This is a genomic window from Streptomyces sp. NPDC058274 (genome assembly GCF_042881375.1).
GTDB lineage: Bacteria > Actinomycetota > Actinomycetes > Streptomycetales > Streptomycetaceae > Streptomyces.
The window spans coordinates 88,692-113,038 of the sequence record NZ_JBHVXW010000021.1; the positions used below are offsets into that span (position 1 = coordinate 88,692).

20 protein-coding genes and 1 pseudogene are annotated in these 24,347 nt (G+C 70.8%); 17 read left to right on the top strand and 4 right to left on the bottom strand.

The window, feature by feature from the left end:
* The first annotated feature begins 280 nt into the window (after window positions 1-280).
* On the top strand, window positions 281-2,182 hold the full coding sequence (locus ACFVYF_RS31500; protein WP_389460851.1) for an AMP-dependent synthetase/ligase: 1,902 nt from the start codon (window positions 281-283) through the stop codon (window positions 2,180-2,182).
* Between the two features lie 104 nt (window positions 2,183-2,286).
* On the opposite strand, the gene ACFVYF_RS31505 is transcribed toward ACFVYF_RS31500, so the two are convergent.
* Window positions 2,287-2,490, bottom strand: coding sequence for a cold-shock protein (locus ACFVYF_RS31505; RefSeq protein ID WP_010986243.1), 204 nt, complete (start codon window positions 2,488-2,490; stop codon window positions 2,287-2,289).
* 346 nt (window positions 2,491-2,836) lie between these two features.
* Between ACFVYF_RS31505 and ACFVYF_RS31510 the strand changes: the two genes are divergently transcribed.
* From ACFVYF_RS31510 to ACFVYF_RS31530, 5 genes are all read left to right on the top strand, one after another.
* Window positions 2,837-3,685, top strand: a complete 849-nt coding sequence (locus ACFVYF_RS31510) for a menaquinone biosynthetic enzyme MqnA/MqnD family protein (protein WP_389460853.1) — start codon at window positions 2,837-2,839, stop codon at window positions 3,683-3,685.
* A 64-nt stretch (window positions 3,686-3,749) separates the two neighbouring features.
* Window positions 3,750-5,489 carry a serine/threonine protein kinase gene (locus tag ACFVYF_RS31515; RefSeq protein ID WP_389460854.1) on the top strand — a complete coding sequence of 580 codons (1,740 nt, stop codon included), beginning with the start codon at window positions 3,750-3,752 and terminating at the stop codon, window positions 5,487-5,489.
* 26 nt (window positions 5,490-5,515) lie between these two features.
* On the top strand, window positions 5,516-6,253 hold the full coding sequence (locus ACFVYF_RS31520) for a prepilin peptidase (RefSeq protein WP_389460958.1): 738 nt from the start codon (window positions 5,516-5,518) through the stop codon (window positions 6,251-6,253).
* A 125-nt stretch (window positions 6,254-6,378) separates the two neighbouring features.
* Window positions 6,379-7,578 (top strand): cyclic dehypoxanthinyl futalosine synthase, encoded by a 1,200-nt coding sequence (gene mqnC, locus ACFVYF_RS31525; protein ID WP_389460855.1) that lies wholly within the window; start codon window positions 6,379-6,381, stop codon window positions 7,576-7,578.
* 7 nt (window positions 7,579-7,585) lie between these two features.
* Window positions 7,586-8,032, top strand: a complete 447-nt coding sequence (locus ACFVYF_RS31530; RefSeq protein WP_389460857.1) for a hypothetical protein — start codon at window positions 7,586-7,588, stop codon at window positions 8,030-8,032.
* A 13-nt stretch (window positions 8,033-8,045) separates the two neighbouring features.
* On the opposite strand, the gene ACFVYF_RS31535 is transcribed toward ACFVYF_RS31530, so the two are convergent.
* Window positions 8,046-9,077, bottom strand: a complete 1,032-nt coding sequence (locus ACFVYF_RS31535) for a chitinase (RefSeq protein ID WP_389460859.1) — start codon at window positions 9,075-9,077, stop codon at window positions 8,046-8,048.
* A gap of 391 nt (window positions 9,078-9,468) precedes the next feature.
* Between ACFVYF_RS31535 and ACFVYF_RS31540 the strand changes: the two genes are divergently transcribed.
* From ACFVYF_RS31540 to ACFVYF_RS31565, 6 genes and pseudogenes are all read left to right on the top strand, one after another.
* On the top strand, window positions 9,469-9,792 hold the full coding sequence (locus tag ACFVYF_RS31540; protein WP_389460861.1) for a hypothetical protein: 324 nt from the start codon (window positions 9,469-9,471) through the stop codon (window positions 9,790-9,792).
* 19 nt (window positions 9,793-9,811) lie between these two features.
* Window positions 9,812-12,226, top strand: a complete 2,415-nt coding sequence (locus tag ACFVYF_RS31545; protein ID WP_389460863.1) for a bifunctional polysaccharide deacetylase/glycosyltransferase family 2 protein — start codon at window positions 9,812-9,814, stop codon at window positions 12,224-12,226.
* The gene (locus ACFVYF_RS31550) at window positions 12,223-13,614 is read left to right on the top strand and encodes an acyltransferase family protein (protein ID WP_389460865.1); all 1,392 of its coding nucleotides are present in this window, start codon (window positions 12,223-12,225) and stop codon (window positions 13,612-13,614) included. Before ACFVYF_RS31545 ends, ACFVYF_RS31550 begins: the two co-directional genes overlap by 4 nt.
* Window positions 13,615-13,692: 78 nt before the next feature.
* On the top strand, window positions 13,693-14,388 hold the full coding sequence (locus ACFVYF_RS31555) for a demethylmenaquinone methyltransferase (RefSeq protein WP_389460867.1): 696 nt from the start codon (window positions 13,693-13,695) through the stop codon (window positions 14,386-14,388).
* 174 nt (window positions 14,389-14,562) lie between these two features.
* Window positions 14,563-14,631, top strand: a pseudogene (locus ACFVYF_RS31560) (zinc-ribbon domain-containing protein); the annotation flags it as partial.
* A gap of 288 nt (window positions 14,632-14,919) precedes the next feature.
* On the top strand, window positions 14,920-17,376 hold the full coding sequence (locus ACFVYF_RS31565; protein ID WP_389460968.1) for a DUF6350 family protein: 2,457 nt from the start codon (window positions 14,920-14,922) through the stop codon (window positions 17,374-17,376).
* A gap of 139 nt (window positions 17,377-17,515) precedes the next feature.
* Here ACFVYF_RS31565 and ACFVYF_RS31570 read toward each other — a convergent pair whose 3' ends face one another.
* Together ACFVYF_RS31570 and ACFVYF_RS31575 are read right to left on the bottom strand one after the other, a co-directional pair.
* The gene (locus ACFVYF_RS31570) at window positions 17,516-17,854 is read right to left on the bottom strand and encodes a PASTA domain-containing protein (RefSeq protein WP_389460869.1); all 339 of its coding nucleotides are present in this window, start codon (window positions 17,852-17,854) and stop codon (window positions 17,516-17,518) included.
* A 169-nt stretch (window positions 17,855-18,023) separates the two neighbouring features.
* Window positions 18,024-18,533 (bottom strand): GNAT family N-acetyltransferase, encoded by a 510-nt coding sequence (locus tag ACFVYF_RS31575; RefSeq protein ID WP_389460871.1) that lies wholly within the window; start codon window positions 18,531-18,533, stop codon window positions 18,024-18,026.
* A 48-nt stretch (window positions 18,534-18,581) separates the two neighbouring features.
* Here ACFVYF_RS31575 and ACFVYF_RS31580 point away from each other — a divergent pair, with 48 nt between their 5' ends.
* The 5 genes from ACFVYF_RS31580 (at window position 18,582) to ACFVYF_RS31600 (ending at window position 24,344) form a co-directional block, all read left to right on the top strand.
* A complete protein-coding gene (locus tag ACFVYF_RS31580) occupies window positions 18,582-19,919 on the top strand; it encodes a geranylgeranyl reductase family protein (RefSeq protein WP_389460873.1) in 1,338 nt (445 codons plus the stop codon).
* A gap of 260 nt (window positions 19,920-20,179) precedes the next feature.
* Entirely contained in the window at window positions 20,180-20,686 is a 507-nt protein-coding gene (locus ACFVYF_RS31585) for a hypothetical protein (RefSeq protein ID WP_389460875.1), read from the top strand.
* On the top strand, window positions 20,686-22,287 hold the full coding sequence (locus tag ACFVYF_RS31590) for a hypothetical protein (protein WP_389460876.1): 1,602 nt from the start codon (window positions 20,686-20,688) through the stop codon (window positions 22,285-22,287). The genes ACFVYF_RS31585 and ACFVYF_RS31590 overlap by 1 nt, the downstream gene beginning before the upstream one ends.
* 71 nt (window positions 22,288-22,358) lie before the next feature.
* Window positions 22,359-23,699, top strand: a complete 1,341-nt coding sequence (mycP, locus tag ACFVYF_RS31595; protein ID WP_389460878.1) for a type VII secretion-associated serine protease mycosin — start codon at window positions 22,359-22,361, stop codon at window positions 23,697-23,699.
* Window positions 23,700-23,897: 198 nt separating this feature from the next.
* Window positions 23,898-24,344 (top strand): amino acid ABC transporter permease, encoded by a 447-nt coding sequence (locus ACFVYF_RS31600; RefSeq protein WP_389460880.1) that lies wholly within the window; start codon window positions 23,898-23,900, stop codon window positions 24,342-24,344.
* Window positions 24,345-24,347 lie beyond the last annotated feature (3 nt).

Genomic DNA, 24,347 nt, shown 5'->3' on the forward strand with positions numbered 1-24,347 from the left:
GTGTCCGAGGCCGAGCGCGGAAGCGCCGTACGGGGCCCGGGTGCGGGACGGGTAGGGCGGTAGGGGCGGTGGGGGCGAAAACACACCCACCCATACCGGCGGTAACCCGCACGTCACCCGCCCCCGAGCCCCACAAACCCCACACGCGGGCGCCGTACGATCCCCGTTCTGGACCTGGTTGCCGCAGCCCGCCCCGCCTGCGTATGAACTCCCCACCCTCCGGGGCCGTATCAGGATTCGCGCCCCCCGCCCCGGGTCCCCGCAGTCAAGGAGCCGCCCCGTGTCCGACCTCTACGCTCCCGCCTCACTCCTCCCGGAACCCGAGGTCAAGCGGCTGGGCGGCGTCGTGCGCGAGGCCTCCCTGCCCCTGCTCGTCGCCCCCGTCACCCATGGTTCGCTCGCGGACATCCCGTTCGACAACGCGGCCGCGGACCCCGGCGCCCCCGTCCTGAGCCGCAAGGACCAGGAGGGCGGCTGGACGGACGTCAGCGCCGCCGAGTTCGCCGCCGAGGTGCTGGGCGTCGCGAAGGGGCTGATCGCCGAGGGCCTCGCCCCGGGCGACCGCATCGCGATCATGGCGCGTACGACGTACGAGTGGACGCTCCTCGACTTCGCCGCCTGGGCGGCGGGACTGGTCACCGTCCCCGTCTACCCCACGTCCTCCGCCTACCAGGTCCGCTCGATCCTCCAGGACTCCGGAGCCGTCGCGCTCGCCGTGGAGTCCGTGGCCCAGGCGGCCACGACCGGCCCCGAGCGCGACCGGCTCCCCGATCTGCGGCACATGTGGGTCTTCGAGAAGGGGCACATGGAGCGGCTCGCCGAACTGGGCCGGGACGTCCCCGACCAGGAAGTCGCCGTCCGGCGCGGGATGCTGGGCCCCGACACTCTCGCCACCGTCATCTACACCTCGGGCACCACCGGCCGTCCCAAGGGCTGCGTGCTCAGCCACGGCAACTTCTTCGCCGAGGTCGACAACGCGATCGAGCTCCTCTACCCCATCTTCAAGGCGAAGACGTCGGACGCCGCCTCGACCCTGCTCTTCCTGCCCCTCTCACACGTCTTCGGCAGGATGGTCGCGGTCGCCTGTCTGCGGGCGAGGGTGAAACTGGGCCACGCGCCGAGTCTGCAGACCGACGATCTCCTCGCCGACCTGGCCAGCTTCAGGCCGACCTTCCTCCTCGCCATCCCCTACGTCCTGGAGAAGGTCTTCAACACCGGCCGCGCGACCGCCGAGAAAATGGGCCGCGGCTCCTCCTTCGACCGCGCGGCCCGCATCGCGCGGCGCTACGGCGAGGCAGTGGAGGCCCGGCAGCACGGCACGGGGCCGGGCCCCTCCCGCTCCCTGCGCGCGGCCCGCGCCCTCTACGACCCGCTCGTCTACCGCCGTATCCGCAACGCCCTGGGCGGCCGGGTCCGTTACGCGATCTGCGGCGGCTCCCCGCTCGGCCGCCGGCTCGCCGCCTTCTACGCCGGCGCGGGCATCGAGATCTTCGAGGGGTACGGCCTGACCGAGTCGACCGCGGCCGCCACCGTCACGCCTCCCGTCCGGCCCCGGCTGGGCACGGTGGGCTGGCCCCTGCCCGGCACCCGGGTGCGGATAGCCGGCGACGGGGAGGTGCTGCTGAGCGGCAACCAGGTCTTCCGCGGCTACTGGGACCCGTCCGCGGGCGGTGTCGTGCCCGCGTCCCCGGACGGCTGGTTCGCGACCGGCGACATCGGCGAGCTCGACGACGACGGCTACCTCACCATCACCGGCCGCAAGAAGGAGATCCTGATCACGGCCGGCGGCAAGAACGTGGCCCCCGCCCCGCTGGAGAACTGGCTCCGCTCGCACCCGCTGATCGCCCAGTGCATGGTCCTGGGCGACCGCCGCCCGTACATCACCGCCCTCATCACCCTCGACCCCGAGGGCATCACCCACTGGCGCCAGATGAACGGCAAGCACGGCGTCCCGCCGGAACTCCTCCTCGACGACCCCGAGCTGCGCACGGTCCTGCAGCGCGCGATCGACGAGGCCAACCGGCTCGTCTCGCGCCCCGAGTCCATCCGCAAGTTCGCCGTGCTGCCCCGGGACTTCACGGAGGAGGCGGGACACCTGACGCCGTCGATGAAGCTGCGGCGGGAGGCGATCGCCCGCGACTTCGCCGACGACATCGAGGGCCTGTACGCGAAGACCCCCTAGGCCACCGCGCCGCAAAGGCAGGAGCCCCACGCCGGCCGGCGCGGGGCTCCTTGGGTACTGCAATCAGGTCCGGATCAAAGCATTGGGCTCATGGAGCCGAAGGCTTAGAGCGGGGTGACGTTCTCCGCCTGAGGACCCTTCGGGCCCTGCGTGACGTCGAAGGAAACCGACTGGTTCTCTTCGAGAGAGCGGAAGCCGCTCGCGTTGATGGCGGAGTAGTGGACGAACACGTCCGGGCCTCCGCCTTCCTGGGCAATGAAGCCAAAGCCCTTTTCGGCGTTGAACCACTTCACGGTTCCGGTAGCCATAAGCCCTCCTTGGGCCCAAAGGGTTGCCCTGCTCCAGAACCTGCAAGTGTGTAAACAACAGCGTGTAAACAACTGCATTCATCTGAAAACGACGAGAGCCCGCGGTCACATGCTCCGCAGGCTCTGTACTGCAAGGGAAACCAAACTGCAACTTGCGGGCGAGCCTAGCATGCAGGCAGCCGAAAGCAATAGAGGGCAAGATCACGTCACCCGGATGTTTGAATCGCCTCTGCGATGGGTTGACGTCGCGGTGTCACAGGGGTTGACACATGGGGTCGGGATGGTTTCTCAGACCACACGGGGACCCGAAGCCTGCACCGTACCGCATGGGGGCTAGCCTCGCGATGTGGACAATTCCCGCACCCGGCCGCGCGTCGGCCACATCCAGTTCCTGAACTGCCTGCCCCTGTACTGGGGGCTCGCGAGAACCGGCACGCTCCTCGACTTCGAGCTCACCAAGGACACCCCCGAGAAGCTCAGCGAGAAGCTGGTGCGGGGCGATCTCGACATCGGGCCCATCACCCTCGTCGAGTTCCTCAAGCACGCCGATGAGCTGGTCGCCTTCCCCGACATCGCGGTCGGCTGCGACGGCCCGGTGATGTCCTGCGTGATCGTCTCGCAGGTCCCGCTGGACCAGCTGGACGGCGCCCGGGTCGCCCTCGGCTCGACCTCCCGCACCTCCGTGCGCCTGGCCCAGCTGCTGCTCGCCGAGAAGGTCGGCGTCCAGCCGTCGTACTACACGTGCCCGCCCGACCTCAGCCTGATGATGCAGGAGGCCGACGCCGCCGTCCTCATCGGGGACGCGGCGCTGCGCGCCAATCTGCACGAGGGGCCGAAGTTCGGTCTCCAGGTGCACGACCTCGGGACACTGTGGAAGGAGTGGACGGGCCTGCCGTTCGTCTTCGCGGTGTGGGCGGCCCGGCGCGACTACCTGGAGCGCGAGCCGGCGCTCACGCGCAAGGTGCACCAGGCGTTCCTCGCCTCCCGCGACCTGTCGCTCGACGAGGTCGGCAAGGTCGCCGAGCAGGCGGCACGCTGGGAGGTCTTCGACGAGACCGTCCTGGAGCAGTACTTCACGACGCTCGACTTCCGCTTCGGCGGCCCCCAGCTGGCGGCCGTCACCGAGTTCGCGCGCCGCGTCGGCCCGACGACCGGATTCCCGGCGGACGTGCGGGTGGAGCTGCTGAAGCCCTGAGGCACCGGGGCCGTGCGGCACTACTCTGCTGGGAGTCCAGTGCGTACGGGGGAGGGGTGGCGCCATGCAGCCGCTCGAAGCGGGCGAGCCCACGGTCGTGGGGCCCTACCGGCTGCTCGGCCGGCTCGGCTCCGGCGGCATGGGCCGGGTGTATCTGGGCCGCAGCGCGGGCGGCCGGACGGTCGCGGTCAAGATGGTGCACCCGCACTTCGCGCTCGACGAGGAGTTCCGCGCGCGTTTCAGGCGTGAGGTGGAGGCCGCGCGCCGGGTGGGCGGGGCCTGGACGGCGCCGGTCCTGGACGCCGACCCCGGGGCACCGGTGCCCTGGGTCGCCACCGGGTACGCGGCCGGTCCCTCGCTCACGGGCGCGGTCGCGGACGCCGGCGCGCTGCCCGAGCACTCCGTACGGGTCCTCGGCGCGGGCCTGGCCGAGGCGCTGGCCGCGGTCCACGCGCTGGGCCTGGTCCACCGCGACGTCAAGCCGTCCAACGTCCTGCTGACCCTCGACGGCCCGCTGCTGATCGACTTCGGTATCGCCCGGGCCACCGACGGCACCGCGTCCCTGACCTCGACGGGCGTCTCGGTCGGCTCGCCCGGCTACATGTCGCCCGAGCAGATCCTCGGCAAAGGCGTCGCCGGCGCGGCGGACGTCTTCTCCCTGGGCGCGGTGCTGGTGTACGCGGCGACGGGCACGTCCCCCTTCCCCGGCGACTCGTCCGCCGCCCTCCTCTACAAGGTGGTCCACGAGGAGCCGTTGCTCGGCGCCCTGGAGGGCGAGCTGCGGGACGTCGTCTCCCGGTGCCTGACGAAGGACCCGGCCGGCCGGCCGGCCCCGGAGGAGGTGGCCCGGCTGCTGGCCCCGCAGGGCGCGGCCCGGCTGGTCACGGCGGGCTGGCTGCCCGGCGCGCTGGTGGAGCAGGTCAGCCGCAGTGCCGTACAGCTGCTGAACCTCGAGGCCGGGGAACCGGCACCTTCCGGTCCGGTGGACTTCAGCAGTCCGTCGGTGGGCGGGACTTCGGGGGTGGCGGCCGCCGGGCCGTTCGGTCCGCCGTCGGGGGTGTTCGGGCCGGCGCCCGCGATGCCCGTGTCCTCGTCGCTGCCGGCACAGGCGTCGGGGCCGGGGAGTCTCGTACGGGCTCAGGACCACCGTCCCGTGCAGGTGCAGGACGCCGTACGGCCGCGGGAGTCCGCGCAGGCGGAAGGCGAGCCCGCGGACCGGCAGCCCGGGAAGCTCTCCATGAGCGTGGCCGCGGCCTCCGTACCGGGGGCGAACGGGCGTGGCCGGAAGCTGAGTTGCACGGTCGCGCTGGCGGTCGCGGGTGCGCTGGCCGCCGTCACAGTGGGGTCGGTGTTCCTGTTCGACCTGATGCCGGGCGGGGGCGGGTCCCAGGACAGCGGTGACTCGGCCGGGACCGCCCGCCCCTCGGCGACGGCGACTGGATCCGAGCCCGGGGGCATTCCCGCCTCCTACCTCGGCACCTGGGAGGGGAACGCCCTCGCCCTCGACGGCGCCCTGGCCGCGGGTACGATCCGGGTCACCGTCCATCAGGCGCGGGTGGGCGCGCAGTTCGGCACCTTCCGGCAGACCGACCAGATCGGCGGTATCTGCGACGACACGCTGATCCTCAAGAAGGCCACGGCCAAGCAGCTCGTCGCCACCAGCGTGGCCAAGAAGACCAACGGCTCGCACTGCACCACGGGCAAGCACGAGGTCCGGCTGACCCCGGACGGGGACGACCTCGCCTACGAGACGGACAACCCGGCGGCGGGCAACCCGACCGCGCGGATGTCCAAGGTCAAGTAGCGGGCCGGGGCGGGCGCGTGGACGGCGTGGATCTCGGCGTATGGCTCACCGCCGCGGCCGCCCTGTGGGGTGCGGCCGCCGGGCTGCTGGTGCCACGGGCCGCGTACCGCTTCGCCGTCGAACCGGACGAGCCCTGGCGGGACCGCTGTCCGCAGGGGCACGCACTGGCCGGTGCGGCGGGCGGCTGGCTGGGGCGGGCCCGCTGCGCGGACGGCACCCGGTACGGCCCCAGCACCCCCGCCGTCTCTCTCGCCACCGCCCTCGTCTGCGCCGCCCTCGCGCTGGCCACCGGCACCCGGCCCGAACTCGGCGCGTGGCTGCTGCTCGCACCCCTCGGTGTGCTGCTGGCCGTCGTGGACTTCCGCGTGCAGCGGCTGCCCGACGTGCTCACCCTGCCGCTGGCCGGCGCCGCGCTCGTCCTCCTCGGCCTCGCCGCGGCGGCGCCCGAGCACGCGGGGGACTGGCTCACCGCACTGCTCGGGGCGCTCGCGCTCGGCGGCGCGTACTTCGTGCTGTTCCTGGTCAATCCGAACGGCATGGGGTTCGGGGACGTGAAGCTCGCCGTCGGTCTGGGCGCCGTGCTCGGCTGGTACGGGTGGGGGGCCGTGGTGCTCGGCACCTTCGCCGGGTTCCTGTTCGGCGGGCTGTACGGGCTGGGGCTGGTCGTGACGCGGCGGGCGGGGCGGAAGACCTCGATGCCGTTCGGCCCGTTCCTGATCGCGGGCGCCTTCGCCGGGCTGCTGATCGGGGCGTACGCGGCCTGACCGGGGCGGTGGTGGGGGCCGTGAAGGGGTGACGGTGGCCGTACGCGGGCTGGCGTCGGGCTCCCGGCAGGGCTGGCGTAGGCTGGCTCGGTACGCCCACAACCCTTACGAAAGGGACGCTCCCGGTGACCGAGAAGACCGACCTTCAGTCCGTCCTCGACCGTGCCGCCGCGGGTGGGCGGATCACCCCCGAAGAGGCGCTCGACCTCTACCGCGACGCCCCGCTGCACGCGCTCGGCGCCGCCGCCGACGCCGTACGCAAGCGGCGTTACGCGGGCACCGAGCACATCGCCACGTACATCATCGAGCGGAACATCAACTACACGAACGTGTGCGTCACGGCGTGCAAGTTCTGCGCGTTCTACGCGGCCCCCAAGGACACCGCCAAGGGCTGGACCCGGGACCTGGACGACATCCTGCGCCGGTGCGCGGAGACCGTCGAGCTCGGCGGTACGCAGATCATGTTCCAGGGCGGCCACCACCCGGACTTCGGCGTCGAGTACTACGAGGAGCACTTCGCCGCGATCAAGGCCGCCTACCCGCAGCTCGTCATCCACTCGCTGGGCGCGAGCGAGGTCGAGCACATGGCCCGGATCTCCAAGGTGAGTGTGGAGGAGGCGATCCAGCGGATTCACACCGCCGGTCTCGACTCCTTCGCCGGCGCGGGCGCCGAGCTGCTGCCCGCGCGACCGCGCAAGGCGATCGCCCCGCTGAAGGAGAGCGGCGAGCGCTGGCTGGAGATCATGGAGACCGCCCACCGGCTGGGCGTCGAGTCGACCTCCACGATGCTCATGGGTACCGGCGAGACCAACGCCGAGCGCATCGAGCACCTGCGGATGATCCGTGACGTACAGGACCGGACCGGCGGCTTCCGCGCCTTCATCCCGTACACGTACCAGCCCGAGAACAACCACCTCAAGGGCCAGACGCAGGCCACGCTCTTCGAGTACCTGCGGATGATCGCGATCGCCCGTCTCTTCATGGACAACATCGCGCACATCCAGGGCTCGTGGCTGACCACCGGCAAGGAGGTCGGCCAGCTCTCGCTGCACTACGGCGCGGACGACCTCGGCTCGATCATGCTGGAGGAGAACGTGGTCTCCTCCGCCGGTGCCAAGCACCGCTCCAACCGCATGGAGATCATCGACCTGATCCGCAAGGCGGGCCGGGTGCCGGCCCAGCGGGCGACGACGTACGAGCACATCGTGGTCCACGACGACCCGGCGAACGACCCGGTCGACGAGCGGGTCGCCTCGCACATCTCCTCCACCGCCATCGCGGGCGGAACCGCGCACCCCGAGCTGAAGCTGCTGGCCTCCAACTGACGTCCTCGTGCTGACGATTCATGCCGCGGACGAGCTGCGGCTCAGCTGGGACGCGGCGCCCGTCAAGGAGGGCGCGGTCGCCGTCGAGGGCGACCGCGTCGCCGGTTCCGGCCTGTTCGAGGAACTGCGCGGACGGTTCCCGGACGCGCGCGTGCGGCGGTGGCCGGGAGTCCTCGGCCCCGCGCTGGTCCACGAGGGACCGCTGCCGGAGGCGCCGTCCCCGCGTGAACGGGTGCACGCCGTACTGAAGTCGGGCGCGACCGCCGTCCTCGCGGAGTACGCCGGCACCGCGGACCTCCGTTCCGCCGCGGCCCGTAACGACGTCGCCGTCCTTCCCCGTGCGCACCCCCGCGCGATCGTCGACGCCGGACGGGCCGACCTCGCGGTCTTCGACACGGACGGGGCGTGTCTGGCCACGGTGTGCGCGGGGCGCCTGGTGCACCGGCGCCGTTAGGACCTGTCCGGCGTCAGCCCGACAGGGCCTGGGCGAACGCCCCCGAACTCTGCGTCACACCACTGCAGTCGGTGGCCGCGTCGTCAGCGGACGCGTCCCCGGACGAGCACTGCCGGTCGCGGAAGGTCGACCACATGGAGACCCACGCGACCTCCTTCTCCTCGGCGAACGTGCGGAGTTGGGCGGCGTCGGAGAGGGTGAAGGTCTCGGCGGCCACGTCGTTGTCGCCGATCATCGAGGTCAGCGCGAGGCCCCGCCAGGCTCCCTCGGACGAGAGACCGAAGACCTTCGCCAGCTGGTCGTGAGCGGCCTCGGCAGAGGTCTCGGCGTAGTCACCCATGTCGTCGGTGTACGAACTCCCGTAGTTCATGGTCATGATGTTGACGGTGGAGACGTTCACCCCGTGGTCGTTGGCGGACTCCAGCAGCGCCAGGCTGTCGGCGTCGAGCCCGTCGGGCATCACCGGCAGGGTGTAGGTGACCTCCAGGTCGCCGCGTTCCTTCTGGAGCAGCGCGATCGCCTCGGAACGCAGCGCGACGGAGGCGGAGTCCGTCAGTTCGTCGCCCTCGATGTCGAAGTCCGCCTGGGTCGAGCTGGCCGCGTCAAGGGCCTTGGCGTAGGCGGCGGCGAGCGCGGACGCCGTGTCACAGGTCGAGGCGAGCTCCTTGCCGGACGCCCCGCCGAAGGAGACGCGCACACTCGCGCCGGAGTCCGTGAGGGCCGAGATCCGCGAGGTCACCGCCGAGTCGCCGATGGCGTCCGTCCCGTTCCACTCCGGCGTGCAGCCACTGCCGTCCGAGATCACGAAGGCCAGGTTGTACGTCGAGGGGGACCCGGAGGAGTCGGTGCCGGAGGCGGCGGTGGCGCTGACGTAGGGGGCGTACGAGGTGGCCGATCCCGGCGACCCGTCCGCGGTGTCCGGGGCGGACGACGGGGTTCCCGTGGACCGCGCGGCGGAGGTGCCGTCACCGCCCGAGGAGCACCCCGCACAGGCCAGCGCCACCAGGCAGACGAGCCCGGCGGCCGGCTTCAGGAAACTCCTCATTGTGCATGCACCCGCTCTCGTGATTTCTGTCTCAAGACGGAAACGCAGCGTGTTTCCACTGGGGAAAGGTGCCACACCCGACGATGAATCATGAAGACAGGAGAGACACAGAAAGGACATGGCAAGGGGGAGCGAATCGGGTGATTCAGGCACTTGAAAAGGGCATAGCAACTCATATGGTTCGTCTCTGAGTTGTACGGAGGTGCAGGCATTCTCTCAGGGGAATGACAGGTGAAGGCATTTCTCATGGGCGTCTCACAAGAGAAACCGAGTTTAGGGCACATGAAAGCGTCCTAATGTCCGGGGAATGCAATCCGAGTCCGCCATCGAAAACCGTGCCCCTGTGCACGGCCGCCGCCGCAAGAGCGGCAACGGGTCCGTGGAAGGTCCCGTGTTCGTTGACAACTCCGGACGCAGGGCACGACTGCTGCGCCGGATCGGCCTCCTCGTCGGCGTCCTCTGCCTCGGGTACGCGGTCGTCCTCGGCATGACCTTCATGGGCTGGGGCACCCCGATCACCCCGTCCTCGCTGCTGCCCTTCGGCGACCGCGGCCCGGCCGCCCAGAACGGCGGGCCCGGTGGCCGGCTGCACGGCGGCACCGGCACCCCGCGCGCGGGCTTCACCGGCGCCCCGCCGACGGGCGTGCCGACCACGGCGGCCACACCCACCTCCGTCCCGTCCGCGTCCGTGTCCGCCTCCGCGGACGCCAACTGACGGGAGCACCCGCACTCTTATGACTACGACCATGCCCTCGCGCGGGCGCCGACGCGCCCCCACCAGGATGGAGCGGGCGGCCGGCCGGGCCGCGGCCCTGCAGAAACCGCGCGTGATCCTGGCCCTGCTGCTCCTGATGGCGCTGTGCAGCGTGATGCTGCTCGACGGCTATCTGCGCTCGGAGATCGGCAACGACGCGCGGGTCCGCGACGGCGCGGCCTACGACAAGGTGCCGCAGAAGGTCCTCGACGGCGGGCCCATCCTGTCGTTCGACAACGGCGACGAGAAGACCCAGTCGGTGCCCGACAAGACCATCGCGCTGACCTTCGACGACGGTCCGAATCCGACCTGGACGCCCCAGATCCTCAAGGTCCTGGAGGAGAACGACGTCCAGGCCACCTTCTTCATGGTCGGCTCGATGATCTCCCGCAACCCGGGCATCGTGAAGGACCTGGTGGACCAGGGCAACGAGGCCGGTATCCACACCTTCACGCACGTCGACCTCTCCTACCAGAGCACCTCGCGGCTCCAGCGCGAACTCAAGCAGACGCAGCTCGCGCTCGCGGGCGCGGCGGGGATCAACACCACGCTGTTCCGGGCCCCTTACTCCTCGGAGATCAACGCCGTCGACAACTACAGCTGGCCCGTCTACAAGGAGATCGGCGGCCTGGGCTACACCAGCGTCTTCGTCGACGACGACAGCGACGACTGGAAGACGCCGGGCGTCTCGAAGATCGTCGAGTGGGCCACGCCGAAGGACAACAAGGGCGCCATCGTCCTGATGCACGACGCGGGTGGCAACCGGTCGCAGACGGTCAAGGCGCTCGGCGAGTACATCAAGAAGATGAAGGACAAGGGCTACACCTTCACCACGATCAGCGGGGTCACGGCCGAACTCGCCAAGCAGGACGCCGACAAGGCCGCCGCCACGGCTGGTAAGACCGGTGCGACCGGTGCGACCGGTGCGACCGGTGCGACCGGTGCGACCGGTGCCGCTGGGCAGACCGGTACCGCCGCCCCCTCGGCCGCCCCGGGCCGGCAGGCGGGCAGGCCGGGCGGCGCACCGGCGGCCGGTGGCGAGCTGGACGGTCAGCAGCTGAAGCAGGGCACCGCCGCGGCCGCCCTGGCCCACGCCGAGCAGGCCGCCCATTCCAAGGCCACCGGCGCCACCCTCTACGAGGGCAAGGCCCTCATCGCGGCGGTCGCGGTGGCCGAGTACGCCGTGCCGGTGCTCGCCTACTTCCTGGGCATCGTGGGCGTGGCGGTGATGGGCCGGTTCGGCATGATGCTGATCCTGGCCCGGCGCCACTACCGGCAGCGCAACAAGCGCCGCTTCAACTGGGGTCCGGCGGTGGTCCGCCCGGTCAGCGTGATCGTGCCCGCGTACAACGAGAAGGAGTGCATCGCCAACACCCTCAACTCCCTGGCGCAGAGCACCCATCCGATCGAGATCATCGTCGTCGACGACGGCTCCACGGACGGCACGAAGGAGATCGCCGAGGCGCTGGGCCTGCCCAACGTCCGGGTCATCCGCCAGGAGAACGCGGGCAAGCCGGCCGCCCTCAACAACGGTGTGCGCAACGCGCGGTACGACATCGTCGTGATGATGGACGGTGACACGGTCTTCGAGCCGGACACCGTACGGCAGTTGGTGCAGCCCTTCGCCGACCCGGCGGTCGGCGCGGTCGCGGGCAACGCCAAGGTCGGCAACCGCAACACCATGATCGGCGCCTGGCAGCACATCGAGTACGTGATGGGCTTCAACCTCGACCGGCGCATGTACGACCTGTTGCGCTGCATGCCCACCATCCCGGGCGCGATCGGCGCGTTCCGCCGGGAGGCGGTGCTCGCGGTCGGCGGCATGAGCGAGGACACGCTCGCCGAGGACACCGACATCACCATCGCGCTGCACCGCGAGGGCTGGCGGGTCGTCTACGAGGAGCATGCCAAGGCCTGGACGGAGGCGCCGGGTTCCCTCAAGCAGCTGTGGTCCCAGCGTTACCGCTGGTCGTACGGCACCATGCAGGCGCTCTGGAAGCACCGCAAGTCCCTGACGGACAAGGGGCCTTCGGGCCGGTTCGGCCGGGTCGGCATGCCGCTGGTGGTCCTCTTCCAGATCGTCACGCCGGTCTTCGCCCCGCTCATCGACGTGTTCACCGTCTACTCGATGATCTTCGTGGACTTCTGGCCGTCCCTGCTGGCCTGGCTCGCCGTGCTGGGCATCCAACTCCTGTGCGCGGGCTACGCGTTCCGGCTCGACAAGGAGAAGTACCGCTACCTCGCGATGATGCCGCTGCAACAGCTCGCCTACCGGCAGATGATGTACCTGGTCCTCATCCACTCGTGCGTGACGGCCCTGACCGGCGGCCGCCTGCGCTGGCAGAAGCTCAAGCGCACGGGCGAGGTCGGCACCCCGGCGGGAGCGGGCCGATGAGCTGGGGCCCGGAGCAGCAGGAGCCGGAGGGATACGGCTACGGGCACGGGCAACAGGCCGCGCCCCAGTACTACGGTCAGCCGTATCCCCAGTACGCCCAGGGGTACGCGCAGCCCCAGCCGTACGCACAGCCGGCGCAGCCCGCGCCGTACGAGCAGCCCTGGCAGTACGTGCCCGAGGGGGCGGGCGAGACCCCGGCCGCCCCCCGCACGGAATCCGTCCCGGCCTCGCCACCCGTTCCCCCTCCGACGGAGACGGCGACGGCGACGACGGAGAGTGCGACTGTAACGGCGACGGCGACGGGGGCGACAGCGACGGCGACTGCGGGGGCCGAGCCGAAGCCGCAGGGGAAAGCGGGCGCCCGCGACCGCTACTTCGACGCGCTGCGCGCCATCGCGCTGGTCCGCGTGGTGACGTACCACACCTTCGGCTGGCCCTGGGCCGGGCTGGTCTTCCCGTCCATGGGCGTGATGTTCGCGCTCGCCGGCTCGCTGATGGCGAACTCCCTGGAGCGCCCGGCGCTCAAGGTGATCAGGAGCCGGGTGCGCCGGCTGCTGCCCCCCTTCTGGTTCTGGGGATTCTTCGTCGTGCTGGCGATGCTGATCCACGACTGGATGCCCGGCTGGCAGATCGTCTTCTGGGTGCTGCCGCTGGGGGACCCGCCGGGCAACCGGTGGGGCATGCAGGCCTGGGAGATCCTCTGGTACCTGCGGACGTACCTCTGGTTCGTCCTCCTGTCGCCGGTGCTCCTGAAGGTGTTCCGGAAGGCACCCCTCCCGGTGCTGCTGCTCTCCCTCGTTCCGATCGTGGTCTTCCAGTACGCGTGGCAGCCGCCGGACAACCGGTTCGGCAGCGGCCTCACCGACCTCGCCACCTTCCTGTTCTGCTGGCTGGCCGGCTTCGCGCACCGCGAGGGCGTCCTGAAGCGGCTGCGGCCGGCCGCCGTGGTCCCGCTGTCACTGGCCGCGCTGGCGTACGGCGCCTGGTACGCCTTCACGCACCAGGCGGAGTACGGCGGTTACGACCTGGACGACATCCCGCTCGCGCAGACCTTCTGGTCGGCCGGTTTCGTCACCCTGCTGATGTACTTCAAGGCGTACTACAAGGTCGACTTCGCCGGGCTCGCCCGCTTCCGGCGGCTCGACCGGACCGTGACGATCTTCAACGGCCGGGCGGTGACGATCTATCTCTGGCACGAGATCGCGCTGATCCTCGCCGTGCCGCTGATCGACCAGTTCTGGAACGTGCCGGCGTTCGAGAAGTACCTGCCGCTGGAGAGCCAGTGGTTCATGTTCGGCATCGGCTGGCTGCTGATCTGGATCGCGATCCCGCTGTTCGGCTGGGTCGAGGACGTGGCCGCGAAGCGGAAGCCGAAGCTGCTGCCCTGAGCGGGACGCGGCACGCGGGACGGGCCGTACGGGCCGGGCGCCGGAGAGTCGCCGGGCCCGTACTGCCACAATGGGCCCGTGACCCGCGCATCCCTGGACAAGCAGCCGCACGAAGTCGCCTCGATGTTCGACGACGTGGCGGAACGGTACGACCTGACGAACGACCTGCTGTCGCTCGGCCAGGACCGGGTGTGGCGCAAGGAGGTCGCGAAGGCGGTGGACGCCCGGCCCGCGCAGAAGGTCCTCGACCTCGCCGCCGGGACCGCCACGTCCTCTCTTCCCTTCGCCCGCACGGGCGCGTACGTCGTGCCCTGCGACTTCTCCCTCGGGATGCTCCGGGTCGGCAAGAAGAACCACCCCTGGCTGCCGCTGACCGCGGGCGACGCCACGAAGCTGCCCTTCAAGGACGACACCTTCGACGCGGTGACGATCTCCTTCGGGCTGCGCAACGTACAGGACACGGACACCGCGCTGAGCGAGCTGTACCGGGTGACCAAGCCCGGCGGACGCGTGGTGATCTGCGAGTTCTCCCACCCCACCTGGGCGCCCTTCCGCACGGTCTACACCGAGTACCTGATGCGCGCCCTGCCCCCGGTCGCCCGCGCGGTGTCCTCCAACCCCGACGCGTACGTCTATCTCGCCGAGTCCATCCGCGCCTGGCCCGACCAGCCGGCCCTCGCCGAGCGGCTGCGCAAGGCGGGCTGGTCGAAGGTGGCGTGGCGCAACCTGACGGGTGGCGTCGTGGCGCTGCACCGGGGCTTCAAACAGGGCTGAGCCGCGCCCGCGTTCCCCCGGGCGTCCCCCTTCACCCGTAAGAGGGTGCATTGACGGGAACCGGTCAATGGGAAACTCGTGTCCGTTGATTACGTGTGATGACGCCTGACTACGTCCGGTCACGGCACGAGTCCGGCTCGAGTTCTCTGAATGACGGAATGACGGAGCTTTCCCATGGCGTCGTACTGCCCGCACTGCGGGGCACCCGTTCCCGACGAGGCGCGCTTCTGCATGAGGTGCGGCCGCGAGCGCGTACCGGCGACGGCGGACGCGCCGGCCTCGGAGACTCCGGCGCCTGAAGCTCCGGAACCGGAGACCCCGGCGACGGGTGCGCCTGTGTCGGAGACTCCGGTGCCCGGGACGCTCGTGCTCGGGAAGCCGGAACCGGGGACCCCGGCGGCGGATGCGCCTGCCTCGGAGACCCCGGTGCCCGGGACGCTCGTGCTCGGGAAGCCTGCTTCCGGAACCCCGGCGCCTGAGACTCCCGCGCCTCAGACCCCCGCGTCTGAAACTCCCGCCCCCGGGACGCTCGTGCTCGGTAAGTCCGGCGTGCCGTCGGTGCCGCCGCAGCCGTCGGCCGCTCTGCCGGTGGCGCCGCCCGTCAACCCGCCGCCTCCCGCTTACGCCCCCGTGCCCGCCAGGCCCTCCGCCGTCGGCGCCTTCGTCGGCCGTACGTTCACGGGGGACTGGGCCGGTGCCGTGCAGGCCGCGCTCTGGCCGGTCGGACTGCTGCTGATCTCGGCCGTGGCGCTGGCGATCCCGTCGTACGGGCAGGGCGACGACGTGGTCGTCGGGTTCGGCGACCGGATGCGGATCGCCCTCGCCCTGCTGTTGCAGGCGTTCGGCGGCGGCTTGGAGGTGAAGGAGGCGTCCGGTCCCGGATTCGGGGGAGGCGGCGGCGGGTTCGCGTCCGATCTCAGCGGCGGCGGAGAGCTGTCGCTGATCCCGCTGACCGTCACCGCGCTGTGGATCGCCGCGCTCTTCATCGGCGTACGGATGCTGCGCACCCGACTGGCACTGCGGGCTCCGCGAGCCGCGAGTGCCGGGCTCGAAGCGGCCGTACGCGTGGTCCTGCTGGTCACCGCTGCCGTGCTCGTGCTCGGGCTGTTCGCGCAGCCGACCGTCGCCGGCCTGGTCACGGTCTCCTCGTCACCGTGGCTCGCCGCGCTCGGTGCCCTGCTGCTCGGTCTCGCCGTCGCCGGCGGCGTACTGCACCGTGACGACCTGGCCCAGTGGCTCGCCGCGCGGCCGGGCGCACGGACCTGCGTCCGGGCGACGGGCACCGCGCTGCGCGCCCTCGCCGTCGTCCTCGCCCTGTGCTCGGTGGTCGCGTTCGTCTGTCTCGCGCAGGTGGACGACCTCGGCGAGCTGTCCGACCTCGACGGCTCGGACGTGTCTCCCCTGCTCGCCGCGCTGCTCGTGCTGCCGAACCTCGCGCTGCTCGCCCTCGGCCTGTCCTGGGGTGCGCCGGTGGAGGTGGCGGCGGGCGGCAACTCGCCGTTCGGCGGCGGGTACGAGAGCCGGGGCTTCGGGCTCCCCGAACTCGGCGACGCCGTCAACTCCTGGGCCGTTGTGGGCGCGTTGGCCCTCGGCCTGGTCTGCGCGCTGACCCTGGGTGTCCTGGCCGCCCGCCGATCGGCCGACCGGCGTGAGCAGTTGCTGGCGGCGGGGATCTTCTTCGGTCTGTTCCTGCTGCTGGCGGGGATCGGCGGATTCAGCATGCAGGTGGCCGGCGGCACGTCGGACTATGGCTCCGGCTACGGGTCCGACTACGGGTCGGACTACGGGTCCGGGTCGGGTCTGGGATCCGGTTTCGGGTCGGGCTCCGGCTCCGGGGACGCCGTCGCCGGTACGGTCTCGGCCGGCGTGAGTGTCACGAACGCGCTGCTGTTCGGGGCGCTGTGGGTCTTCGTCGCGGCCCTTCTGGCGCCGTATCTGCTGCGGATGGCCGGGGTGCGGACAGGCGCGGTCGCACCGCCGGTTCCGTCGGCTCCGCCGATGCCGGGCGCTCCGGCGGGGTACGTCCCCGGGCCGCCGCAGCCGGCTCCGGCGGCTCCTGCGGTTCCTCCGGCTCCATCGGCTCCGTCGGTGTCGCAACCGGCGGTCCCGCCGGCACCCGGTGTCCCGGCGCCACCTGGGCCGCCGGTTGCGACGCCCCCGCCGCCCGCGCCCGCCCCCGTCGCATACGACCCCCACACGGTGCAGCTCGGTCATGGCACGCCGGTCGCGGCGCCTGCCTTCTTCCCGCCGGCCGCTCCGACCGGGCCGGTCGCTCCCGCCGGTGCCGCGCCCCACAGCCGCGCGGTCGTCTGGGTGGTCACCCTGGTGCTCGCCGTCGTGGTCGGCGGCGGTGCCGCGGCCGGAGTGCTGGTCTGGCAGGACCACCAGTCGAAGGGCACCTCAGGCAAGGCGGGCGCGCGGCCCGGACCGACACCCTCGCAGAACGGCGCCTCACCCACGCCGTCCGAGGCGCCCACTCCGACCCCGACGCCGACCCCGACGCCGAGCGAGCAGCCCTCGGACCATGCTCCGGCCGGCCAACTCCCCGACGGCTACCACCGGTTGACCGACCCGATGGGCTTCTCCGTCGCCGTCCCGGACGTCTGGGGGCGCGAGGGCGTCAAGTACGGGACGCAGGTGACGTACGCGGGATCGACCGGCCTCGAGCATCTCCAGGTCGGCGTCATCGCCAACGCGGGCTACACCTCGTACGACAACTTCGTGACCCTGGAGAAGACCGCCAAGAAGAAGGACACCGACTACCGGCGGATCAGGCTGGAGCGGAACACCTTCCAGGGCCGCGCGGGGGCCCTGTGGGAGTACACGTACACGGACGAGTCCGGCCGGACCGTCCACGCGAAGGACCAGGGGTACGTCGCCGAGAGCGGCACCGAGTACGCGATCATGCTCGTCGGCCGGGACGAGCTGTGGGAGAGCAACCTCGCGGAGACGTTCCGGGTCGCTCTCGACACGTGGGAGCGCGGCTGATCTCCCCGAAGGTCACGTGGGAGCGCGGCTGACCTCCCCGAAGGTCACGGGGGGAGCGCGGCTGACCTCCCCGAAGGTCACGGGGGATCCGGCCGGGCTCCAGGAAGGTCGGCCGGGACTCGGCCGGGCTCCCCGAAGGTCACCTGAGAACCTCGAACGGGTCGCCGGGTGCGTCGAGTTCACGGCCCATCCCGCCCGGCGGCGGCCCGGACCGGCGCGGCTCGCGCACCCCCGCGCCCCCGCCGCCCTCACCCTCGCCGAAGTCGAACCACACGGTGATCACGGCGCCGCGCGGCACCTCGGCTCCGGGCGGCGGGTACTGGCGTACGACGTAGTCGACGACGGCGAGGTGGAAGTCGGGCCGGTCGGGCGCCGCGAGCAGCACACCTCGCGTCTCGGCCGTCTCGCGCGCGTCCACGGCCATCAGACCGACGAGCTGCGGCACACGCACTTCGGGTGTCTTGGGTGTCAGGCGCACGGACGTCACCCCCAGCGGTACCGGCAGGGTAAGCCCCGCCGGGGTCCTTCCGGAAGCCGTGCGGGGCCTGCGACCGGCCCGGCGCGGGGCCCGTTCCGGTCAGCCGGGAGTCGGCCGGTAGTGGAAGCCGTGCGGGGCCGGCGACCGGCCGGCGCGGGGGCCGTTCCGGTCAGCCGAGGGCCAGCCGGTAGCGGTGGCCCTCCTGCTGTGACGCCGGGGTGGTGAACCGCTCGGCGAGTTCCATGCCGAGGCGCCTCGTCACCGCGATGGAACGCTCGTTGCGTGCGTTGACCATGGCGACCACGCTCGATACGCCGGCCGCGCGCACCCGGTCGATGGTGATCTGCGCGGCCGCGGTCACGTACCCCCGGCCCCAGTACTCCCGGCCGAGCCGCCAGCCGATCTCGATCTCGCCCTTAGGGCCCCACTCGTGCGGCCACGGCTGCGCGCCGGTGAAGCCGAGCACCTCGCCGTCCGCACCGACCATCGTCCAGAAGCAGAAACCGTGCTCCGCGTCGTGCCGGCGCTGCCGCGCGGTCAGCTCCTCGTAGACCGAGAGTTCGGCCGCCCTGCCCCCGTGGAACTCCATCACTTCCGGGTCCGCGAAGATCCGGTGCCAGGCGAAGGCGTCCTCGTCGGTGGGGACGCGCAGCTGTACTGCGGGGAGAGCTCGGTTCACGGGGGCAGCCCTTCAGCCGGGTGATCTGTACCGCTGCATAGACTGCCCATGTCCAGTGCCCGTCAGCACGTATTTTTCGAACCTTGGGGAGAACCCGCCGTGACCGAGCCCCTCTCCGAAAACACCGCCGATGTCATCGTCGTCGGGGCCGGGCCAGCCGGTTCCACCACCGCGTACTACCTGGCGAAGGCCGGACTGGATGTCCTGCTGCTGGAGAAGACCGCGTTCCCGCGGGAGAAGGTCTGCGGTGACGGACTGACTCCGCGCGCCACCAAGCAGCTCGTCTCGATGGGCATCGACATCTCGGAGGAGGCCGGCTGGCTCCGGAACAAGGGCCTCCGGATCATCGGCGGTGGTGTCCGGCTCCAGCTGGACTGGCCGGATCTCGCCTCCTTCCCCGACTACGGACTCGTCCGCAAGCGGGACGACTTCGACGAGCAACTGGCCCGGCAGGCACAGAAGGCGGGCGCGCGGCTGTACGAGCGCTGCAACGTCGGCGCCCCGATCACCGACGACCGTACCGGCCGCATCACCGGCGTGCACGCCAAGCTGGGTGACGAGAAGCGCGAGGTCACCTTCCACGCCCCGCTGGTCGTCGCGGCCGACGGCAACTCGACCCGGCTCTCCCTCGCGATGGGCCTGCACCGCCGTGAGGACCGCCCGATGGGCGTCGCGGTGCGTACGTACTTCACCAGCCCGCGCCACGAGGACGACTACCTGGAGTCCTGGCTGGAGCTGTGGGACCGGCGCGGCCCCGGCGAGGACCGCCTGCTGCCGGGCTACGGCTGGATCTTCGGTATGGGCGACGGCACGTCGAACGTCGGCCTCGGTGTCCTCAACACCTCCGACTCCTTCAAGGAGCTGGACTGGCGGGAGGTGCTGAAGGCGTGGTGCGCCTCGATGCCGGAGGACTGGGGCTACACCCCGGAGAACATGACCGGCCCGATCCGCGGTGCCGCCCTCCCCATGGCCTTCAACCGCCAGCCCCACTACACCAAGGGGCTGCTGCTGGTCGGTGACGCCGGCGGCCTGGTCAACCCGTTCAACGGCGAGGGCATCGCCTACGCCATGGAGTCCGGCCAGATCGCCGCGGACGTCATCGTCCAGGCCCACGCGCGGGCGACCCCCGGCCAGCGCGAACTCGCCCTCCAGCGCTACCCGCGCGTCCTCAAGGACACCTACGGCGGCTACTACACGCTCGGCCGTGCCTTCGTGAAGCTCATCGGCAACCCGAAGGTCATGAAGATCGCGGCCCAGCGCGGGCTCACCCACCCGATGCTCATGAAGTTCACGCTCAAGATGCTCGCCAACCTCACGGACCCGACGGGCGGCGACGCGATGGACCGGATCATCAACGGCCTGTCGAAGGTGGCTCCGCGTTCGTGATCATTCAAGGTGGTGGGCGCTCGCTTTGCTGATCCGGCGGCTCTACGTCTACGGAGTTACGGCTGTTGCTCCGAGGCACCTCCGGGTCGGCGCGCCTAGTCCGTGGAACCGCTGGCATCAATCTCTCTGCTCGGGCGTGGCGCTGAGTACCCGTACTCAGGCTTTGGAGCGAGTTCGCTACTACTGTCACGGTAGTTGGCAGCAGTGTCACGGAATGCCTTGAGGGAGGGCGCGTGTCCACGGGGGACAACAGTTCTTGGGTGTCGGGCATCTTCGAGGCGGCCAGGGACGCCGCTGGTGCCGCCGCGGACGTGATGACGGAGCTTTCGTCGTTCACGAAGTTCCAGAAGCATATAGACGAGCTGATCCGGGACTTGAAGGAGTCGCCGGCCAGCGCACACCAGGTCGGAACCGACCAACCTGCCCGCGGACACTTTGGCGGTGGCGAGGGTGCCTGGGGCGCAGCCGACACGATGGGTACCGCGCACGAGCTCGTGATCGGCGAGCTCGAGAAGCTCTCGAAGCTGCTGTCGGACTCCATCGAGGGCATGGGCCTTGCGGTGCTTGCCTCGCACAAGGGTTACGAGAACGTCGACGCTGACGTCCGCGACCGGCTGCACGCCATCTCGGCGGAGGCGACGAAGAACTTCGGCGGCAGGTACGTCCCCGACCTGTCGAAGTCGCAGGGTTCGGGCGACCAGGCAGGCCATGACGCGCAGCAGCCGGCGCCGGAAGCGTCGGGCGGCGAGACCGCGGGAGGGATCTGATGGGCAACGACCCGTTCGCGAACATGTCGCACGAGGAGATGTTGGCCTGGCTCGACAAGGCCAACCCGGCCGTGGTGCAGGCGGGTGCCGACAAGCTGTTGGCGGCGGCGAAGGAGATCGAGAAGATCGCCGGGGAGCTGAAGACCCGCCCGCAATACGTGGAGTGGAAGGGCCAGGGCGCCGATGCATTCCGCGCCTGGGGCGGCGATCTGGCCAACGCCACCCTACGTATTGCCGACTACAGCGCCGACTCCGGCACCTTCCTTTCCCACACCGCGAACGCGATTGCCCGTACGAAGTCTTCGATCCCGCGTGATGACGGTGGCGCGCAGGCCAACATCGATGCGGCGAAGTCCGCGACGAACGACCCGGATTCGGCGGACGTGCTCGCCAAGGCGACGGCGCAGAAGGAGGCCGTGCGGCAGCAGGCGGCAGACGAGATGAACAAGCTGGGGCAGACGTACCAGCAGTCGGCGGAGCGGATGACGTCGATGAAACCGCCGACGATTCCGCCGCCGCCGGACGCGATCGTGCCTGGCAAGGGATCGAGCGTGGACCGCGTCAACGGGATCGGCTTCTCTGGGGGCATCGGTGGAGCGACGAGCAGCACTGGCTCGGTCGGAGCACCGGCAGGGCACGCCTCGGCTTCGAGTTCAGGGCGGTCGAATGGTGAGTCGTCGCCGCAACGAGCGGCGCATGCGGATGCGGCAGCGCGCCCGACCGTAGATACCGAACGTCCCACTTCCATGGGCATCGACTCGACTGCGACGCTGCCGGAAACGAACCGCTTGCCCTCCGGACCGATCACCAGCACCCCGTCGACGCAGGGCTCTGTTTCCACGAGTCCCATGCCGCCCACCGTTCCAGTGCCACCTGTGACCAGACCAGTAGGACGCACAGGCATCGGAACCGGCGCACGGCTGCCTGCGGTGCCTTCGACCCATGCGGGCCAGGGGCGCGCCGTGGGCACTGGGCGTCCCCTCGGACCGGGAACCGGGCGGCCGGTTACGGGCACGCCCGGATTCAGCGAGGGCCGGACGTCCCCCGTGGCAGACGGGCGCCCCTCGTCGTCGACGCCGTACGGGCGCACCCCCGGCGCTTCCAACGGGATTTACGGCGGCCACCCCTCGCAGCAGCAGACGGGTAGGGCGACGCCGTATCGCGGCACCGTCGTGGGTGGTGAGACAGAGGGCACGACCACATCCGGTAGCGGCCGGACCGTGCCCGGCGCACAGACTGGCGGTCGGCCTCTGCCCAGAACACGTGCCGTTGGCCGACCTGGTGCTTCCGAGTCGACTGTCGGACAGACTGGGACAGGACGTGGGCAGACTCCGACGGGACAGCGCACCTCGGCGCCGAGCCGAGGCGTCATGGGTGCGCCGTCCGCGCAGCTCGCGTGCCGAACGGCGGCCGGTGAACGGGCAGTCCCGGGGAGTGCGATGACGCGTGACGGGATCGCGGGCGGCTCCGCCTCGTCGCAGCGTGGCGGCAAAGAGCGCACGGGCACCGGAGGGGCCCCGACGTCGTCCTCGCCGCGGGGCCGTCAGGAGGAACGCAGGGGGGAGCGTCCGGGCTTCGTCACTGAGGACGAGGAGACGTGACTCCCGGACCGACGTCGTGTCGTGCCCCCCTGCCGTCGACTGATCCCTCGCAGAAAGCGGACCGACCTCGTATGTTCACCAGCCGTCGCCGATCGTCTGCCCACCGCGCGGTGTTCTCCGCCACCGTGGGCCTGCTGCTGGCGGGCGCCGCAGCGGTGCCTGCCCATGCCGACTCGGTCCGTGACCAACAGTGGTTCCTCGACGCCATGAAGGCCGAGCAGATGTGGAAGACCAGCACGGGTCAGGGCATCACCGTGGCGGTCATCGACACAGGCGTCAACGCCGGCCACCCTGACCTCAAGGGCCGTGTGCTGCCAGGCAAGGACATGGCGCCCACCCAGCCCGGGGACGAGCACACCGACTACGAGGGCCACGGCACCAGCATGGCCGGTCTGATCGCGGGGACCGGCGCGCGAGCAGGAGGCAACGGTGCTCACGGCCTCGCACCAGGGGCTCGGATTCTTCCGGTGCGCCTACCTCGTGATGAGAGTCTCAGCCAGGCAGAGGCCAACAAGGTCTTGGCAGACAAAGCCTTTCCGGCGGCCATTCGCTACGCTGCCGACGCCGGGGCCAAGGTCATCAGCATCTCGCAGGCATCCACAGCGAACTCGGACGCGCTAACCGAGGCGGTGAAATACGCCCTGGACAAGGGATCGCTCGTCTTCGCTGGCGTCGGTAACGAGGCGGAACAAGGCAATCCCGTCGAGTACCCTGCCGCGACACCTGGCGTCGTGGGTGTTGCCGCGGTGGGCAAGAACCTCAAGAGGACGGCTGAGTCCGAGTTCGGCTCGCAGGTCGACATGGCAGCTCCCGGCGAGGACATGGTCGCGGCCTGCGGCGCCACGACCGGCCTGTGCCGCAACCACGGGACCAGCGATGCGACTGCGATTTCTTCCGCGAGTGCCGCACTGATCTGGGCGGCTCATCCGACCTGGACCAACAACCAGGTCTTGCGCGTCATGCTGAACACCATCGGTGCGCCCGTGGACGGAGCCAAGCGGACCGATGCCATCGGTTACGGCATCGTGCGCCCGCGGGTCGCCCTGACCCGGCCGGGCGATCCGGGCCCGGCTGGCAGGTATCCGTTGCCTGACTTCCCCGTGAAGGCGTCGGCCCCTCCGTCGCCCTCTGCGACGGCGGCGGGTAAGGGCCAGGGTGGTGCCACGGCAGCGAAGGACGACAACGGGAGCACGGCGCTCGGGGTGGCGATCGGCGCGGGCGTGGTCGCCCTGCTCGGGGCGGTGGCGGCAGTGGTGGTCGCGCGGCGCCGACGGCAGACCGGCCCGGCCGGGTACGGGTCCGCGGCATCTGGTCAGTTTCCGCAGCCGGGCCCACCGTATGGGGCGCCGCCGCAGGGCGGCCCGACCAGCTCTTACGGGCAGGGCCCTGCCGACGAGCGGCGATCGTTTTAGGCCGTGGCGGAGAAGCGCGGGCGCGTTCTTCGCAAGGTGTTGGAGGTAGGTACGGATACTCAGGGCTGTTGAGTGATCCGGCGGACGTGACGCAGCGCACCTGACCCGTACCGTCTGTCTCGGCAACATCAGCGGGCACGACAGGCGTACTGGGACGCTCACCCGGGCAGGCCCGGGGCCACGGGGAGGGACACGCAGATGGCGTGGGAAGAGTGGGAACAGCTCAAGGCGCAGGCCGCCGAGCGGCACACCACCCAGATGCAGCTCAACAGCCTTCAGGGAGAGGGCGGCTACGCCAAGCCGTCCGGCGGTGGGGGCGGCACCGGCACGCTCAAGCACAAGGGCGGCCCGTGGACCAAGGCTGCCGGCACCGCGGATGATCTCCAGACCAGCACGATCACCGCAAGGGGCGACCTGCGCAGCGCCCATGGAGGCATCGGCGGCGGCCTGGCCGGTCTGTCCAGCCTCGGTGCGCTCAAGACCGTGCAGAAGTCGTGGATCGACCGACTCGGCAGAGTGCGTGGGGAGTGCAGAGACCTCGAACCCAAGCTGCGGCAGGTGGCTGTCGACCTCGGTGAAGTGGACGCCGAGGTAGGCAACAAGGCCAAGGCGGTTTCCGTACCGGGGACGAGGAGGGGCGAGTAGACC

What these genes read in the sequence shown, in the direction of transcription:
- ACFVYF_RS31505 (WP_010986243.1), bottom strand. Translation starts at nt 2,490, where the DNA reads ATGGCTACCGGAACCGTGAAGTGGTTCAACGCCGAAAAGGGCTTTGGC.
- ACFVYF_RS31515 (WP_389460854.1), top strand. Translation starts at nt 3,750, where the DNA reads ATGCAGCCGCTCGAAGCGGGCGAGCCCACGGTCGTGGGGCCCTACCGG.
- ACFVYF_RS31535 (WP_389460859.1), bottom strand. Translation starts at nt 9,077, where the DNA reads ATGAGGAGTTTCCTGAAGCCGGCCGCCGGGCTCGTCTGCCTGGTGGCG.
- ACFVYF_RS31545 (WP_389460863.1), top strand. Translation starts at nt 9,812, where the DNA reads ATGACTACGACCATGCCCTCGCGCGGGCGCCGACGCGCCCCCACCAGG.
- ACFVYF_RS31550 (WP_389460865.1), top strand. Translation starts at nt 12,223, where the DNA reads ATGAGCTGGGGCCCGGAGCAGCAGGAGCCGGAGGGATACGGCTACGGG.
- ACFVYF_RS31580 (WP_389460873.1), top strand. Translation starts at nt 18,582, where the DNA reads ATGTCCAGTGCCCGTCAGCACGTATTTTTCGAACCTTGGGGAGAACCC.
- ACFVYF_RS31590 (WP_389460876.1), top strand. Translation starts at nt 20,686, where the DNA reads ATGGGCAACGACCCGTTCGCGAACATGTCGCACGAGGAGATGTTGGCC.
- mycP (WP_389460878.1), top strand. Translation starts at nt 22,359, where the DNA reads ATGTTCACCAGCCGTCGCCGATCGTCTGCCCACCGCGCGGTGTTCTCC.
- ACFVYF_RS31600 (WP_389460880.1), top strand. Translation starts at nt 23,898, where the DNA reads ATGGCGTGGGAAGAGTGGGAACAGCTCAAGGCGCAGGCCGCCGAGCGG.